We start from the raw sequence: 15,163 nt of genomic DNA, 5'->3' as shown, positions 1-15,163 counted from the left end.
CCATGGAGTTCGACCCACGCCGATTCGGCGTCAAGGCCATCGACGCCGTGGTCTACGCCGTCTCCCTCACCGGCGTGGTGTTCGTCGTGACCGCCGTCGTGAGCACGCTCGCCGGCAACGGACTGCCCGGCGCGAAGTGGCTCATGTTCTTTCTCGGGTTCGCCATGTTCGGCTACGCGTCGCTCAAAGTCCGCCCGAAGGCGGCGTGGAAACACGGGGACGGAAACGACGGTAACGGCGGCAGCGGCGGCAGCGACGGCGGCCTGTTCTCGGGGAGCGACGAACCGGTCGGCGTCGAAAAGCTCGTCGGGGACGCGCTCGACGCGATACTCCCGCCGCGACTGCGACCGGCGAACAGCGACGAGCGGCCGTCGAGCGGGGTGAAGCTCCTCCTCGCGTCGGTCTGTATCCTCGCGACTTCGTACGCGATGGAAGTCGTCTTCGAACTCAACTACTGACCGGCACGGGACCACCCGTGACCTTCGATGCCTTTTACCATATACGTCGTCCAGAACGGGTATGGCCGAGCTCGGAGACGACGAGACGCCCGAGGCCGAACGGATCGCGAGCGATGCGGACCGTCGCCGCGAGGCGTGGGGCGCGACGCTCGACGACATGACAGCGATGGCCGACGAGTTCGAGGACGAGGGGTGGGAGACGGTCCGAATCCCGGCGGGTGACAGCGGCCCGTTCGGCCCCTCCAGCGGCAAAGGCGGCGAGGGGGCGTTCGGCCTCGCGTACGTCATCCCCGGCGACAAGGCCGAGACCGTCGCCGACCTGTTCGAAGCGACCTCGTTCCCCGAGTACGAGGTGTACCGCGCGGAGAACGACGGCCGCGTCTACATCGTGACGGCGCTGTTCTCGCCGGAGACCGAGACCGCGATTTTCATCGCGGGCGCGTGGGACCTCCGCGAGGCGCTCGAGTGTGCGACCGTCGCCGTCGAGGAGGGGCGGATGTACTCCTACCTCCAGAAGCTCGACGGCACCGTCGTCGGCGTCGTCGAACACGACGACCCCGAGAAGTTCTTCCCCAACCTCGACGCGATTCGGCGGTACGCGCCGAACAGCGACGACGAGGGCGAAGGCGACGAGAACTGAGCCGAGGACCGTTCCGCTTCTGCGCCGCGTGCGCATCGTCTGTCCTCCGACCCTCGCGAGCGGCGGCGGACGCCTGTCAGCGAGGCGAAAGCGTTCGCAGAGTACATTAGGCGGGGGGAAGAAAGCGGGTGTATGAAAGTAGCCGACGCGATGACCCGCGGTGAGGAGGTCGTGACGGTGTCCCTGCCGGGCACGCGCGACGACGTGCTGGAATACCTCCAAGAGCGTGGGTTCTCTTCTGTTCCTGTGGTGAAAGAGACCGACGAGGGGACGAAGTACCGAGGCCTCATCTCTCGGGAGGACCTCATCGAACACCCCGACGAGGACCAGCTGGCGGTGCTCGTCCGCGAGGTGCCGACCGCGAGCGCCGACGACGACCTCGAAGCGGTGGCCGCGACGATGGTCTCGGAGGACGCGCGCCGAATCCCCGTCGTCGACGGCGACGCAATCGAGGGCATCCTCACCGTCACCGACGTGGTCCGGGCCATCGCCCGCGGCGACATCGACGGCGAGACCGAGGTCGGTGACGTCGCCGCCCGCGACGTGAACACCACGTACGTCGACGTGCCGCTCCACATCGTCGAGCGCGAGATATTCTACGCGAACGTGCCCTACGCGGTCGTCCTCGACGACGAGGCCTCGCTGGCCGGCATCGTGACCGAAGTCGACATCATCGAGGTCGCCCGCGTCGTCGAAGGCGAGGCCGGCACCGGCGACTCGGTCGCCAATCAGGACGACGAGTGGATGTGGGAGGGCATCAAGGCGGTCGGCAATCGCTACATCCCGACCCGGAACGTCGAGATACCGGCCGAACCGGTGTCGAAGTTCATGACCGACGACCTCGTGAGCGTCGCCACGCGCGCCACCGCCAAGGACGCCGCCCAGACGATGATTCGCGAGGACATCGAGCAGATTCCGCTCGTCTCCGGCGACGAACTCATCGGCGTCGTCCGCGACATCAACCTGCTGGAGGCGCTGTATGAGTGAGGGCGACGAGTCCGCCGCGCTCACCGAACTCGCCAAGCGCCGGGGCTTCTTCTTCGGCTCTTCGGAGGCCTACGGCGGCGTCGGCGGCTTCTACACCTACGGCCCGCAGGGCGCGGCCCTGAAGTCCAACGTCGAGGAGGCGTGGCGCGAGCGCTTCGCCGTCCAGGAGGGTAACCTCGAAATCGAAGCGCCGACCATCATGCCCGAGCCCGTCTTCGAGGCGTCGGGCCACCTCGACGGCTTCGACGACATGCTCGTCGAGTGCGCCGAATGCGGCGAGTCCCACCGCGCGGACCACCTCATCGAGGACAACTCCGAACTGGAGGACGCCGAGACGCTATCCCCTGAGGCGGCGGCGGAGAAAATCGCCGACCTCGGCCTCGTCTGTCCGACCTGCGGCGCGGACCTCGTCGGCCAGTCGGTCGAGGACTTCAACCTCATGTTCGAGACGAACATCGGCCCCGGCTCGTCGACGCCGGGCTACCTCCGCCCCGAGACGGCGCAGGGCATCTTCGTGGAGTTCCCGCGCATCAAGGAGTACGCGCGCAACAGCCTCCCGTTCGGCGTGACGCAGGTCGGCCGCGCCTACCGCAACGAGATTTCGCCGCGGAAGAGCATCGTCCGCACCCGCGAGTTCACGCAGGCCGAACTGGAACACTTCATCGACCCCGAGCGCGACGAGGCCGACCTTTCGGCGGTCGAGGACGTGGAGGTGCTTCTGTACCCCGCGACCGAACAGGAGGCCGACGACGGCGACTACGTCGAGACGACCATCGGCGAGGCCGTCGAAGACGGCATCATCGGCAACGCGTGGCTCGGCTACTTCCTCGGCATCGCCCAGGAGTGGTACGAGACGGTCGGCGTCGACATGGACCGCTTCCGCTTCCGCCAGCACCTCGCGGGCGAGCGCGCCCACTACTCCTCGGACTGCTGGGACGCCGAAAGCGAGGTCGACGGCGACTGGATAGAAATCGCGGGCTTCTCGTACCGGAGCGACTACGACCTCTCGAAGCACGGCGAGTACGGCGACGACGACTTCACCGTCTTCCAGCAGTACGACGAGCCGAAGACGGTCGAGCGCGCCGTCGTCGACCCCGACATGGCGACGCTCGGCCCCGAGTTCGGCGCGCAGGCCGCCGACGTGGCCGAGGCGCTGGAGACGCTCGCCGAGCGCGACCCCGACGCCTTCGACGCCGACGAGGTGACCCTCGACGTCGACGGCGAGGAAATCACCGTCGACACCGACGTGGCCAACTTCTCGGTCGAGACGCAGACCGAGGCGGGCGAGCACATCACGCCCCACGTGGTCGAGCCGTCGTTCGGTATCGACCGCACGGTGTACACGCTTCTCGCGCACGCGTACGAGACCGACGAGGTCGACGGCGAGGCGCGGAGCTACCTCTCGCTTTCGCCGTCGGTCGCGCCGACGAACGTCGGCGTCTTCCCGCTCGTGAGCAACGTCGACGAGCTGGTCGACCTCGCGGACGACGTGGCCGAAGAGCTCCGCGCGGCCGGCTTCGCGGTCGTCTACGACGACTCCGGCAGCATCGGTCGGCGCTACCGCCGACAGGACGAGGTGGGCACGCCGTTCTGCATCACCATCGACCGCGACGGGCTGGAAGGCGACGGCGCGGACACCGTCACTATCCGCGAGCGCGACAGCGGCAAGCAGGTCCGGCTGCCCGTCGACGACCTCGTCGGAACGCTCGTCGGCCTGCGCGCCGGCACCGCCTCGTTCGACGACGTGCTCGACGACAACGAGGTCGTCGAGGCGTAACCCGCCGTGGGGCGACCGAGCACCGCCGAGGTGAAACGGCGACTGGTCCACGCGAGCGGTTCGGGGATGCCGCTTTTGTACCTCCTCGGGCTGGTCGAGTGGCGTACCCTCGGGTATCTGTTCGTCTTCCTCGCGGCGGTCGTCAGCGTCCTCGAACTGCTCCGGCTGTTCGGCGGTCTCGAATGGGCGGTCTACGACGAACTCACCCGCGAGTACGAACAGGACAACGTCGCCGGCTACGCGCTGTACGTTTACAGCCAGACGGCCGTCGCGCTGGTGTTCGGCCCCCACATCGCGGTTCCGGGGATGCTCATGCTCACCATCGGTGACCCGATAAGCGGCCTGATGGGCTCCGCACCGGTGGGAGAGTTGAAGTCGGCGCGGACGCTCGCGGCGATGTTCGCGGTCTGTTTCGCCCTCGCCGCGCCGTTCGTGATTCCCGTCTCGGGGGTCGTCGCGGGCGGCCTCGCCGCGGCCGCCGGCGCTGCCGGGGCGACGCTGGCCGACGGCGCGAAGCCGGTCGTCGCCGGCTACGTCATCGACGACAACCTCTCGATTCCGCCGGTCGCCTGCACCGCCATCGCGGCGACGCTCTGGCTGCTCACCTGAGCGGAAGGCGGCTTTATTTTGCCCGCTCGCCAATCGTCGAGCCATGACAGTCTACGAGAGCGACCTTCCGGGCGTCGGGAAGAAACACGAGGTGGACCTCGGCGACGGCTCCCGGCTCGTCATCGTGACGCACAACAGCGGCAAGCGGGAGGTGTTCCGGCGCGCGAGCGCCGACAGCGACTCCGAGAAGCTGTTCGAGCTCACCGACAAACTCGCCCGACAGGTGGGGACGCTCCTCGAAGGCGCGTACTTCCAGCCGGTCCAGACGGAGACCATCGAGACGCTGCTGGGCGACAACACGCTCATCGAGTGGGTCGAAGTCGGCGCGAACTCCGACATCGCGGGCAAGACGCTCGGCGAGTCCGACCTCCGGCAGGCGACCGGCGCGTCCGTCATCGCCATCGAGCGGGGCGACGAGGTCGTCACCTCGCCCGGCGGCGACGCCATGGTCGAAGCCGGCGACACGCTCGTCGTCATCGGTCCCAAGACGGCCTGCCGCGACTTCGTCGCGCTCGTCAAAGGGGCCTGATGGCGGCGGCGCTGCTCGAATTCGGCTACCTGTTCGCCGTCCTCGCGGTCGTCGGAGCGGTCGCGCTCCGCCTCGGTCTGTCGGTGATTCCCCTCTACGTCGTCGGCGGCGTCGTCGCCGGGCCGTACGTCGCCGGGCGGTTCGGCCTCCCGTACGTCCCGAACGGCGAGGTCGTGACGGTTCTGGCGGAACTCGGTATCGTCCTCCTGCTGTTTTTCCTCGGCCTTGAGTTCAGCCTCGACCGACTCCGGTCGTCGGGGGCGAAAATCGGCCGCGCGGGCGTCATCGACCTCGCGGTGAACCTCCCCATCGGCGTCGCCATCGGCCTCGTCCTCGGCTGGTCGCCGGTCGAGGCGCTCCTGCTCGGCGGCATCGTCTACATCTCGTCGTCGGCCATCGTGACGAAGACGCTCATCGACCTCGGGTGGATTGCCGACCCCGAGTCGGAGCCGATTTTGGGCACGCTCGTCTTCGAGGACCTCGCCATCGCGGTCTACCTCGCGGTCGTCACCTCGCTCGTGCTCGGCGGCGACGGCGGCGTCGCGGCCATCGGGCGGTCGCTCGCCACCGCCTTCGGCTTCCTCGGCCTGCTGTTCGTGGCCGTCCAGTACGGGACGGCGCTGTTCGCCCGCGTCCTCGACGTAGAGAACCAGGAGGCGTTCGTCCTGCGGGCGCTCGCGGTCGTCGTCCCAATTTCGGGCGCGGCGCTCGCGCTCGGGGTGAGCGAGGCCGTCGCGGCGTTCTTCGTCGGCATGGGCTTTTCGACGAGCGGCCACCGGGAACGACTCGAACACCTGCTCGTCTCCGTGCGCGACGTGTTCGCCGCGGTGTTCTTCTTCTGGATTGGGCTCGGCACCGACCCGACGCTGTTGGCGGCGGCGGCCGTCCCGCTCGCCATCGCGGTCGTCCTCTCGACGCCGTCGAAGGTTCTCTCGGGCTATCTCGGCGGTCGGGCGTACGACCTCTCGGCGCACCGGTCGCTCCGGGTCGGCGTCGGACTGGTCCCCCGCGGCGAGTTCTCGCTCGTCATCGCGGCGCTGGCCGCCGCGGGCACGACGCCGGTGATGCGCGACATCATCCCGGCGTTCGCCGTCGGCTACGTGTTCGTCATGAGCGCCCTCGGCACGGTGTTGATGCAGCGGTCCGACCTCGTGGAGCGTCTGGTCTTCCGCGGCGGCGAGACTGACGGCGAGGCCTCGGCGGAGAGCGCCTGAGTCGCCCCGGCGCGGGTTCTGCCCATCGGCGGCGGCCGACTCGAACGACTCGACTGACCCGACCGGCCACAGAACACTTACCCGAGGAGCCGTCACGTTGCGGGTGCTATGACCCTTATCGAGTGGCTCATCATCGCAGTCGTCGTGGTCGCGGTTATCGCGCTCGTCCTCGCGCTCGTCGACAACGAACTGCTGGTCGAACTCGCCGGGGAGTTGCTCGACTGAGGAAACGTTTGCGTCGCCGGAAGCGTTTAATAGGGAAGCCGTCGTAGCGTCTCACAACCATGGCGACTCGCAGCACTTGCGCCACTTTTGCCCCGCTGCGAGCCGCGGCTGTCCGACCCCGACGACGGGCCCTTTAGGGCCACAATCATCATCTCCTTCGGGACACGTCGAAATCGCTAATATCCTGTTTTCGTGCCCATAGGCATCTCTACCTTTTAATTTCATAAACTGAATGCAAAGAATTTATCTGTGTGTCCCCGCCACAGACGAGTACATGAAGAAAGTCGCACTCGCGTTCTCGGGCGGACTCGACACGACAGTCTGCGTCCCGATTCTCGAAGAGGAGTACGGATACGACGAAGTCGTCGGCGTCACGGTCGACGTCGGCCAGCCCGAAGAGGAGTTCGAGGAGGCTTACGAGACGGCCGAGGCCCTCGGACTGGAACACTACGTCGTCGACGCGAAACAGGAGTTCGCACAGCTCTGTCTCGACTCGGTGTGCGCCAACGCGGACTATCAGGGCTATCCGCTCGGCACCGCGCTCGCGCGCCCGGTCATCGCCAAGGCCATCCTCGAACTCGCAGAGGAGCAGGACTGCGACGGCATCGCCCACGGCTGTACGGGCAAGGGTAACGACCAACTCCGCTTCGAGGCGGTCTGGCGCGCCTCCGACCTCGAAGTCATCGCGCCCGTCCGCGAGATGGGCATGACCCGCGAGTGGGAAATCGAGTACGCCGCCGAGAAGGACCTCCCGGTGCAGGGCGGCAACGAGGGCGTCTGGTCCATCGACACGAACCTCTGGAGCCGTTCCATCGAGGGCGGCAACCTCGAAGACCCCGGCTACGTCCCGCCGGAGGACATCTACGAGTGGACCGACCAGCCCTCGGACGAGACGGAACTCATCGAAATCACGTTCGAAGACGGCTACCCGGTCGCCGTCGACGACGAGGAGCTCGAACCCCTCGAACTCATCTCGCTTCTCAACGAGAAGGCCGGCAAGCACGGCGTCGGCCGCACGGACATGATGGAAGACCGCATGCTCGGCCTCAAGGTGCGCGAGAACTACGAGCACCCGGCCGCGACGACGCTCCTGAACGCCCACGAGGCGCTCGAAGGGCTCGTCCTCACGAAGGAGGAACGCGACTTCAAGGCCACCGTGGACAACGAGTGGTCCCAGAAGGCCTACGAGGGCCTCGTCGACGCCCCGCTCGTGGGCGCGCTGAACGCCTTCCTCGAAAAGACCCAAGAGCGCGTCACGGGCACCGTGACCATCAAGTTCGAGGGCGGACAGGCCCGCCCGGTCGGCCGCGAGTCCGAGTACGCCGCCTACTCCGAGTCCGCCGCCTCCTTCAACACGGAGACGGTCGACGGCATCGAGCAGGCCGACGCGACGGGCGTCGCCAAGTACCACGGCTTCCAGGCGCGTCTCGCCAACCAGAACACGAAGAAAGCAAAGCCCGAACTCGCCGCAGACGGCGGTAGCGACGAGTAAGATGGCAGGCGAGGACGGCGACTCCGAGGGCGTCATCCGCCGGGACCGCTTCAGCGGCGGCCCCGCCCGCGGGTTCATGTCGAGCCTCGCGGCCGACGAACGCATCTTCGAGGCCGACCTCGCCGTCGACCGGGCGCACGTCGTGATGCTCGCGTCGCAGGACATCATCGAGTCCGAGGTCGCGAGCGAGATTCTCGCCGCGCTGGACGAGGTCGAGGCCGCGGGCCACGACTCGCTTTCGGGCGGCGAAGACGTCCACGAGGCCATCGAGGCCGCGGTCATCGACATCGTCGGCCCCGACGGCGGGAAGATGCACACCGCCCGCTCGCGCAACGACGAGGTGGCGACCTGCATCCGCTACCGCCTGCGCGAGGACGTGCTTTCGGCCCTCGACGCGGCGCTCGCCCTGCGCGAGTCGCTGGTCGAAACGGCCGCCGAACACACCGAGACGGTGATGCCCGGCTACACGCACCTCCAACCCGCGCAACCGACGACGGTCGCGCACTTCCTGCTCTCGTACGAACGGGCGGTCGCCCGCGACTGCGCCCGCCTCATGTGTGCGTACGAGCGCATCAACCAGTCGCCGCTCGGGTCGGCCGCCTTCGCGGGGACGCCCTTCGACGTGAACCGCGAACTCGCCGCCGACCTGCTCGGCTTCGACCGCGTGATGGAGAACTCGATGGACGCCTCCGCGACCCGCGACTTCCTCGCGGAGACGCTGTCGGCGCTCACGACCCACGCGGTCACGCTCTCCGGCCTCGCCGAGGACCTCGTGATATTCTCGAACAAGGGGCTCGTCGAGCTGTCGGACGACTACTCGTCGACCTCCTCCATCATGCCGCAGAAGAAGAACCCCGACACGATGGAGCTCGTCCGCGCCGTCGCGGGCGACGCGGTCGGAGAACTCACCGGCCTCCTGACGACGCTGAAGGGCCTGCCGCGCGCGTACAACCGCGACCTCCAGCGCGCCCACAAACACGCGTTCCGCACCGTCGACGACGTGGGCGAGGCGGCCGCGGTCGCCGCCGGCGCGGTGGCGTCGGCGACGTGGCCCGAAGACGAACTCGCAGCGGCCGCGGGCGACGGCTTTTCGACCGCGACCGGCGTGGCGGACCTGCTGGCGATGGCCGGCCTCCCGTTTCGCACGGCCCACGAGGTCGTCGCGGAGGCGGCCGCCCGCTCCGAGGGAACGCCCGACGTGGCAACACTTGACGCCGTCGCTACGGACGTATTAGGTGAGTCACTCTTTACGCACGTGACAGCCGAGGCCGTCGAAGCCGCGCTCGACCCGACCGAGAGCGTGGCGAGTCGCGATTCGGTCGGCGGGCCCGCGCCCGCCGCCGTGGAGGCGACGCTCTCGACGGCCCGCGACGAGCTCTCGGACGACGCCGCGGCCGTCGCCGACGCCCGCGACTCGCTCGCGGCGGCCGCCGAGGGTCTCGACGAGGAGGTTTCGAGCTATGTCTGAGTCCGAACGCGAGACGCCCGCGGGCCCGCTCCGACGACCCCGAGCGGTCGCGCCGCGACGACCGGCGGGGCTCCGACGACCACGACCGACGCGGGGGACGGGCCGACCGGTCCGACGACCGGTCCCGTCTCCGGCGTCGAGTGAGCGTGGCACCCAAGCTCGACGCGTCGTTCGGTCGACCCGTATCGTCGGCCGATTCGACAGATAACACCCGTTAGAGACTTCTTTGCATTAATTTTTCTCGCGTAATTTTCGACGGCTTTAATACCGTCCGTCGACCAGCCACGGATGTAATGAGCGACACCATCACCGCGGAAGACCCGCTGAGCGGAGAGGAAATCGAGCTGCCGGCCGACGTCGAAGTCGGTGAAATCATCGACAGCCCCGCCACGGGCGCAGAGCTGGAAGTCGTCTCCCTCGACCCCGTGACACTCGAAGAAGCGCCCGAACTCGAAGAGGACTGGGGAGAGTAAATTGCACGTTGGACTGCTCTATTCCCGGATTCGCCGCGACGAGAAGCTGCTTCTCAACGAGCTTCGCGACCGCGGCCACGAGGTGACGAAGATAGACGTTCGGAAAGAGCAGTTCGACCTCACGGAGCCGCCGGAATCGTTCGACGGACTCGACGTGGTGGTCGACCGCTGTCTGGCGACGAGCAGGAGCATCTACATCACGCGCTTCCTGAAGTCGTACGGAATCCCGGTCGTCAACTCCCACGAGACCGCCGACATCTGCGCCGACAAGGCGAAAAACAGCCTCGCGCTCGCGGACGCGGGCGTGCCCACGCCGAACACGAAAGTGGCGTTCACGGTCGACTCGGCGATGGACATCGTCGAGGAGTTCGGCTACCCCTGCGTCCTCAAGCCGGTCGTCGGCTCGTGGGGTCGCCTGATGGCGAAAATCGACTCCGAGGCGGCCGCCGAGGCCATCCTCGAACACAAGTCGACGCTCGGAAACTACGAGCACAAGGTGTTCTACATCCAGGAGTTCGTCGAGAAGCCGGGCCGCGACATCCGCGTGCTCGCCACCGACGGCGAACCCGTGGCCGCGATGGTCCGCTCGTCGGACCACTGGCTCACGAACGCCGCGAAGGGCGCGAGCGTCGAGGAGTTCGAACTCGACGACCGCGCGGAGGAACTCGTGAAGCAGGCGTCCGACGCGGTCGGCGGCGGCCTGCTCGGCGTCGACCTCATGGAGACGGGTGACGGCTACACCGTCCACGAGGTCAACCACACCGTCGAGTTCAAGGCGCTCAACGACGCCGTCGAGACGGACGTTCCCGCGACGGTCGTCGACTGGCTCGAAGCCAAGGTCGACGGCGAGCAGTCGCTGGCGGAGGTCTCGGCGTGAGCGACCAACTCACCGCGGGCGTCGTCGGCGGCTCCGGCTTCACCGGCGGCGAACTGCTCCGCCTGCTCGACGGCCACCCGAACTTCGAGGTCGAACAGGCGACGAGCCGCTCCTACGAGCGCAAGACCGTCGGTCACGTCCACCCGAACCTTCGTCACCTCGACCTCCGTTTCACCTCGCCGGAGGACCTCGAATCAGTCGACGTGCTGTTCACGGCGACGCCCCACGGCGTCTCGATGGAGCACATCGACGCCTTTCAGGACGCGGCGGACACCGTCGTCGACCTCTCTGCGGACTTCCGTCTCTCCGAGGCGGCGCAGTACGACGAGTGGTACGACGGCCACGTCTGCCCCGAGTATCTGGAGAAATCGGAGTACGCGCTCCCCGAACTGAACCGCGAGAACCTCCCCGGCGCGGACCTCATCGCCGCGGGCGGCTGTAACGCGACCGCGACGATTCTCGGCCTCAAGCCGCTTTTCGACGCCGGCATCCTCGCCGGCGACGAGCAGGTCGTCGTGGACGTGAAAGTCGGCTCGTCGGAGGGCGGCGCGGGCGCGAGCAAGGCGTCGTCGCACGCCGAGCGCTCGGGCATCGTCCGCCCCTACGCGCCGACCGGCCACCGCCACGAGGCCGAAATCGAGGAGTACCTCGGCCTCTCGGTCTCGTTTACCGTCCACGCGGTCGACATGGTCCGCGGCGCGGCGGCGACCTGTCACGTCTTCCCCGACGGCCCCGTCTCGAAGGGCGACATGTGGAAAGCGTTCCGCGGCTCCTACGGCGACGAACCGTTCGTGCGCACCGTCGCCGGCGGCGGCGGCGTCTACCGCTACCCGGAACCGAAGTCGGTCGCCGGGACGAACTACGGCGAGGTCGGCTTCGAAGTCGACCCCGGAAACCGACGACTCGTCGTCTTCTCGGCCATCGACAACATGATGAAAGGCTCCGCGGGGCAGGCGGTCCACGCCGCCAACATCGCGCTCGGGCTGGACGAGACCGCCGGACTCGACTTCACCGGCTTCCACCCCGTCGGCTCGCCCTGACCGCACCGCCCCCGAACGCTCGCCCCGACCCACGATTTACGCACCATTTCGACTATGACAGGATACACACGCGAGGAACTGCTCGCGGCACACGAACAGCTCGTCGACAACGAAGACAACCTCATCGCCGACGGCGGTATCGGAATCGGAGATTCCGGTACCTCGTCAGCGCTCCGCGCTGACGGCGGCAAGGAGCCGCCGGTCGTCGTCAAAATCGGCGGCGCGAAGGCCGTCGACCCGAAGGGAGCCGTCTCCGACGTGGCCCACCTCGTCGCCAACGGCACCGACGTGGTCGTCGTCCACGGCGGCTCGACCGCCGTCGACGAGACGCTCGAAGAACTCGGCGAGGAGCCGACGTACGTCGAGTCGCCCTCGGGCGTCTCCGGCCGCTTCACCGACGAGCGCACCATGGAGGTCTTCTCGATGGTGATGCCCGGCAAGCTCAACACCGACCTGACCGCGCTGTTCCGCGAGGCGGGCGTCGACGCGCTCGGCCTCTCGGGCGTCGACGGCGGCCTCCTGACCGGGCCGCGCAAATCGGCCGTCCGCGTCGTCGAAGACGGCAAGAAGAAAATCAAGCGCGGCGACCACTCCGGGAAGATTACCTCGGTGAACGCGACGCTCCTCGAAACCCTCCTCGACGGCGGCTACACGCCCATCGTGACCGTTCCGATGCTCGCCGACGACGGCGTGCCGGTCAACGCCGACGCCGACCGCGCCGCCGCCGCGGTCGCGGGCGCGCTCGGCGCGAAACTCGTCGTCCTCACCGACGTGAAAGGCGTCTACGCCGACCCCGACGACGAGTCCACGCTCATCGAGACGGCCGACACGCCCGAGGCGTTCTCGGCGCTCGAATCGGCCGCTGAAGGGTTCATGACCAAGAAGGTCATGGCCGCGAAGGAGGCGCTCGACGGCGGGGCCGCCGAGGTCGTCGTCTCCGACGCGAACCTGAACGACCCCATCGTGACGGCGCTCAACGGCGGCGGCACGCACGTGACGCCCGGCGCGCTGGTCGAAGCCGAGGAGGCCGAACAATGAGCGGCTTCGTCTTCAACGAGAAACCCATCGCCATCGAGTCCGGCGAGGGGCCGTATCTCTACTCGGACGACGGCACCGAGTACCTCGACTTCGGCGCGAGCTACGCCGTCGCGGCGCTCGGCCACTCCCACCCCGCTGTCACCTCCGCGATTCAGGAGCAGGCCGCGAAGCTGACCTACGTGCAGGCGTCGTACCCCGTCGAGGTCCGCACGGAACTGTACGAGAAGCTGGCGACGCTCGCGCCCGGCGACATCTCGAACGTCTGGCTCTGTAACTCCGGCACCGAGGCCAACGAGGCGGCGATGAAGTTCGCCCGCTCCGCGACCGGCCGCCAGAAAATCGTCGCCACGAAGCGCGCCTTCCACGGTCGCACCCTCGGGAGCCTCGCGCTCACGTGGAAACAGAAGTACAAGAAGCCCTACGAACCGGTCGCCGGCGGCGTCGAGTTCGTCAGCTACGGCGACGAAGCGGAACTCGCCGAGGCCGTCGACGACGAGACGGCCGCGGTCTTCCTCGAACCGATTCAGGGCGAAGGCGGCATCAACCCCGCGACGGCCGAGTATCTCCAGACCGCCCGCGACCTGACCGAGGACGCCGGTGCGGCGCTCGTCTTCGACGAGATTCAGACCGGCATCGGCCGCACCGGGTCGCTGTGGGCCTGCGAGAACGCCGGCGTCGTCCCCGACATCCTCACGAGCGCGAAGGGCATCGCCAACGGCCTGCCGCTCGGCGCGACGCTCTGCGCCGACTGGATTGCCGACGGCGCGGCGTCCCACGGCTCGACGTTCTCCGGCGGTCCCGTGGTCTGCGCGGCGGCGAACGCCACCCTCGACACCATCGTCGAGGGGGACCTGCCCGGCCACGCGGCCGCGGTGGGCGACTACCTCACGACGGAACTCGAAGCCGCCGTCGAGGAACACGACCTACCGGTCCGCGAGGTCCGCGGCGACGGCCTCATGGTCGGCGTCGAGGTCAAACGCGGCGCGAACCGCACGCTGAAGCACCTCGCGTTGTCCGAGCAGTTGCTCGCGCTCCCCGCGGGCCGGACGGTCGTCCGGTTCCTGCCGCCGCTCGTCATCGAGGAAGAACACGCCGACCGCGCGGTCGACGCCATGACGAACGTGTTATCATGAACGCCGAAATCGACCGCGAGGGACACGACGAGTCGGAGACCGAAGCGGAGTCGGCGGCCGAGACGGCGGCCGACGCCGAGGTCGACGCGGACGCCGACACCGACGCCCTCGACGAGGGCGAGTGGGCCGACGCGCGCCACCTCCTCTACGACATGGTCTCGACGCCCTCGGTGTCGGGCGACGAGGAGGCGGCCGCCGAGGTCCTGAAGGCGTTCTTCGAGGCGCACGACCGCGAGGTGTGGATAGACGAAATCGGCAACGTCCGCGCCCCGGCCGACGACGCGGTGCTTCTCACCTCCCACATCGACACCGTCCCCGGCGACGTGCCGGTGAAGATAGAAGACGGCGTGCTCTGGGGTCGCGGCAGCGTCGACGCGACCGGCCCGCTCTGTTCGATGGCCGCGGCGGCCGTCGAGACGGGCGTCTCGTTCGTCGGCGTCGTCGGCGAGGAGACCTCCTCGCGCGGCGCGTGGCACCTCGTGGAGGACCGCGAGGAGCCCGACGCGGTCGTCAACGGCGAGCCCTCGGGCTGGGACGGCGTCACGCTCGGCTACCGCGGGTTCCTCTCCGGGACGTACATCTCGACGAGCGAACTGGGTCACTCCTCGCGCCCCGAGGAGAACGCCATCCAGTCCGCGGTCGCGTGGTGGTCCCGCGTGGCCGACTTCTTCGACGAGGACCGCGACGGCGTCTTCGACACGGTGACGACCAAGCCCGTGACGTTCGACGGCGGCCCGACGGAAGACGGCCTCGCGGTCGAGGCGACGGTGGACGTGCAGTTCCGCGTCCCGCCGCGGCTCTCCATCGACGACGTGCGCGAGGTCGCGGAAAGCGAACTCACCCGCGGCGGCGTCCACTGGAACAAGCCCATCCCGCCGGTCATGATGAGCCCCCGCACCGACGTGGCGCGGGCGTTCCGCGTCGCCATCCGCAACGTCGGCGGCGTGAAGCCCCGGCTCCTCCGCAAGACCGGGACCAGCGACATGAACATCTTCGCCGGCACGTGGGACTGCCCCATGGCGACCTACGGCCCCGGCGACTCGGACCTCGACCACGCCCCGAACGAACATCTCGACCTCGCCGAGTTCGACAGCGCCATCGACGTGCTCGTCGACGTCTGCGAGCGCCTCGCGGACGACTGAGACGAGACGAGCGACGGAGGCGAACGGCGACGACGACCAGACACCCGAGACGACGAACCGA

The 15,163-nt window shown here is 68.3% G+C and carries 15 protein-coding genes; all 15 read left to right on the top strand.

The features are described 5' to 3' along the window. Positions 1–2 precede the first annotated feature (2 nt). The 15 genes from E4P24_RS00635 to E4P24_RS00565 all read left to right on the top strand — a co-directional run bounded on the left by E4P24_RS00635 (position 3) and on the right by E4P24_RS00565 (position 15,102). The gene (locus tag E4P24_RS00635; protein WP_115801984.1) at positions 3–458 is read left to right on the top strand and encodes a hypothetical protein; all 456 of its coding nucleotides are present in this window, start codon (positions 3–5) and stop codon (positions 456–458) included. Between the two features lie 61 nt (positions 459–519). After that, positions 520–1,098, top strand: coding sequence for a hypothetical protein (locus tag E4P24_RS00630; RefSeq protein WP_006600843.1), 579 nt, complete (start codon positions 520–522; stop codon positions 1,096–1,098). A gap of 132 nt (positions 1,099–1,230) precedes the next feature. Then, positions 1,231–2,085: a CBS domain-containing protein gene (locus tag E4P24_RS00625; RefSeq protein ID WP_004065811.1), complete on the top strand. Its 855-nt coding sequence runs from the start codon at positions 1,231–1,233 to the stop codon at positions 2,083–2,085. Continuing rightward, positions 2,078–3,862: a glycine--tRNA ligase gene (gene glyS, locus E4P24_RS00620; RefSeq protein WP_115801983.1), complete on the top strand. Its 1,785-nt coding sequence runs from the start codon at positions 2,078–2,080 to the stop codon at positions 3,860–3,862. The genes E4P24_RS00625 and glyS overlap by 8 nt, the downstream gene beginning before the upstream one ends. Before the next feature lie 6 nt (positions 3,863–3,868). Next, the gene (locus tag E4P24_RS00615) at positions 3,869–4,471 is read left to right on the top strand and encodes a dolichol kinase (RefSeq protein WP_115801982.1); all 603 of its coding nucleotides are present in this window, start codon (positions 3,869–3,871) and stop codon (positions 4,469–4,471) included. 43 nt (positions 4,472–4,514) lie between these two features. Then, positions 4,515–5,000 (top strand): cation:proton antiporter regulatory subunit, encoded by a 486-nt coding sequence (locus E4P24_RS00610; protein ID WP_006600845.1) that lies wholly within the window; start codon positions 4,515–4,517, stop codon positions 4,998–5,000. Next, entirely contained in the window at positions 5,000–6,214 is a 1,215-nt protein-coding gene (locus E4P24_RS00605; protein ID WP_188147971.1) for a cation:proton antiporter, read from the top strand. Before E4P24_RS00610 ends, E4P24_RS00605 begins: the two co-directional genes overlap by 1 nt. A gap of 499 nt (positions 6,215–6,713) precedes the next feature. Then, positions 6,714–7,931 carry an argininosuccinate synthase gene (locus E4P24_RS00600; protein WP_004065822.1) on the top strand — a complete coding sequence of 406 codons (1,218 nt, stop codon included), beginning with the start codon at positions 6,714–6,716 and terminating at the stop codon, positions 7,929–7,931. Between the two features lies 1 nt (position 7,932). Next, the gene (argH, locus tag E4P24_RS00595) at positions 7,933–9,399 is read left to right on the top strand and encodes an argininosuccinate lyase (protein WP_188147970.1); all 1,467 of its coding nucleotides are present in this window, start codon (positions 7,933–7,935) and stop codon (positions 9,397–9,399) included. A gap of 293 nt (positions 9,400–9,692) precedes the next feature. Then, positions 9,693–9,872, top strand: coding sequence for a lysine biosynthesis protein LysW (lysW, locus tag E4P24_RS00590; RefSeq protein ID WP_004045057.1), 180 nt, complete (start codon positions 9,693–9,695; stop codon positions 9,870–9,872). A 1-nt stretch (position 9,873) separates the two neighbouring features. After that, positions 9,874–10,749, top strand: coding sequence for a lysine biosynthesis protein LysX (gene lysX, locus E4P24_RS00585; protein ID WP_115801979.1), 876 nt, complete (start codon positions 9,874–9,876; stop codon positions 10,747–10,749). After that, positions 10,746–11,789, top strand: coding sequence for an N-acetyl-gamma-glutamyl-phosphate reductase (argC, locus tag E4P24_RS00580; protein WP_004045051.1), 1,044 nt, complete (start codon positions 10,746–10,748; stop codon positions 11,787–11,789). Before lysX ends, argC begins: the two co-directional genes overlap by 4 nt. Before the next feature lie 54 nt (positions 11,790–11,843). Beyond that, positions 11,844–12,827, top strand: coding sequence for an acetylglutamate/acetylaminoadipate kinase (locus tag E4P24_RS00575; protein WP_006600849.1), 984 nt, complete (start codon positions 11,844–11,846; stop codon positions 12,825–12,827). Then, positions 12,824–13,960, top strand: coding sequence for an aspartate aminotransferase family protein (locus tag E4P24_RS00570; protein ID WP_004065834.1), 1,137 nt, complete (start codon positions 12,824–12,826; stop codon positions 13,958–13,960). Before E4P24_RS00575 ends, E4P24_RS00570 begins: the two co-directional genes overlap by 4 nt. Next, the gene (locus E4P24_RS00565; protein WP_004065836.1) at positions 13,957–15,102 is read left to right on the top strand and encodes a [LysW]-lysine hydrolase; all 1,146 of its coding nucleotides are present in this window, start codon (positions 13,957–13,959) and stop codon (positions 15,100–15,102) included. The genes E4P24_RS00570 and E4P24_RS00565 overlap by 4 nt, the downstream gene beginning before the upstream one ends. The last annotated feature ends 61 nt before the right edge of the window (positions 15,103–15,163 follow it).

The organism is Haloferax sp. AS1 (assembly GCF_014530665.1).
In the GTDB taxonomy this organism is placed as follows: domain Archaea; phylum Halobacteriota; class Halobacteria; order Halobacteriales; family Haloferacaceae; genus Haloferax; species Haloferax volcanii.
The sequence above is the reverse complement of the archived record's forward strand: the minus strand, read 5'-3'. Positions and strand labels throughout refer to the sequence as shown.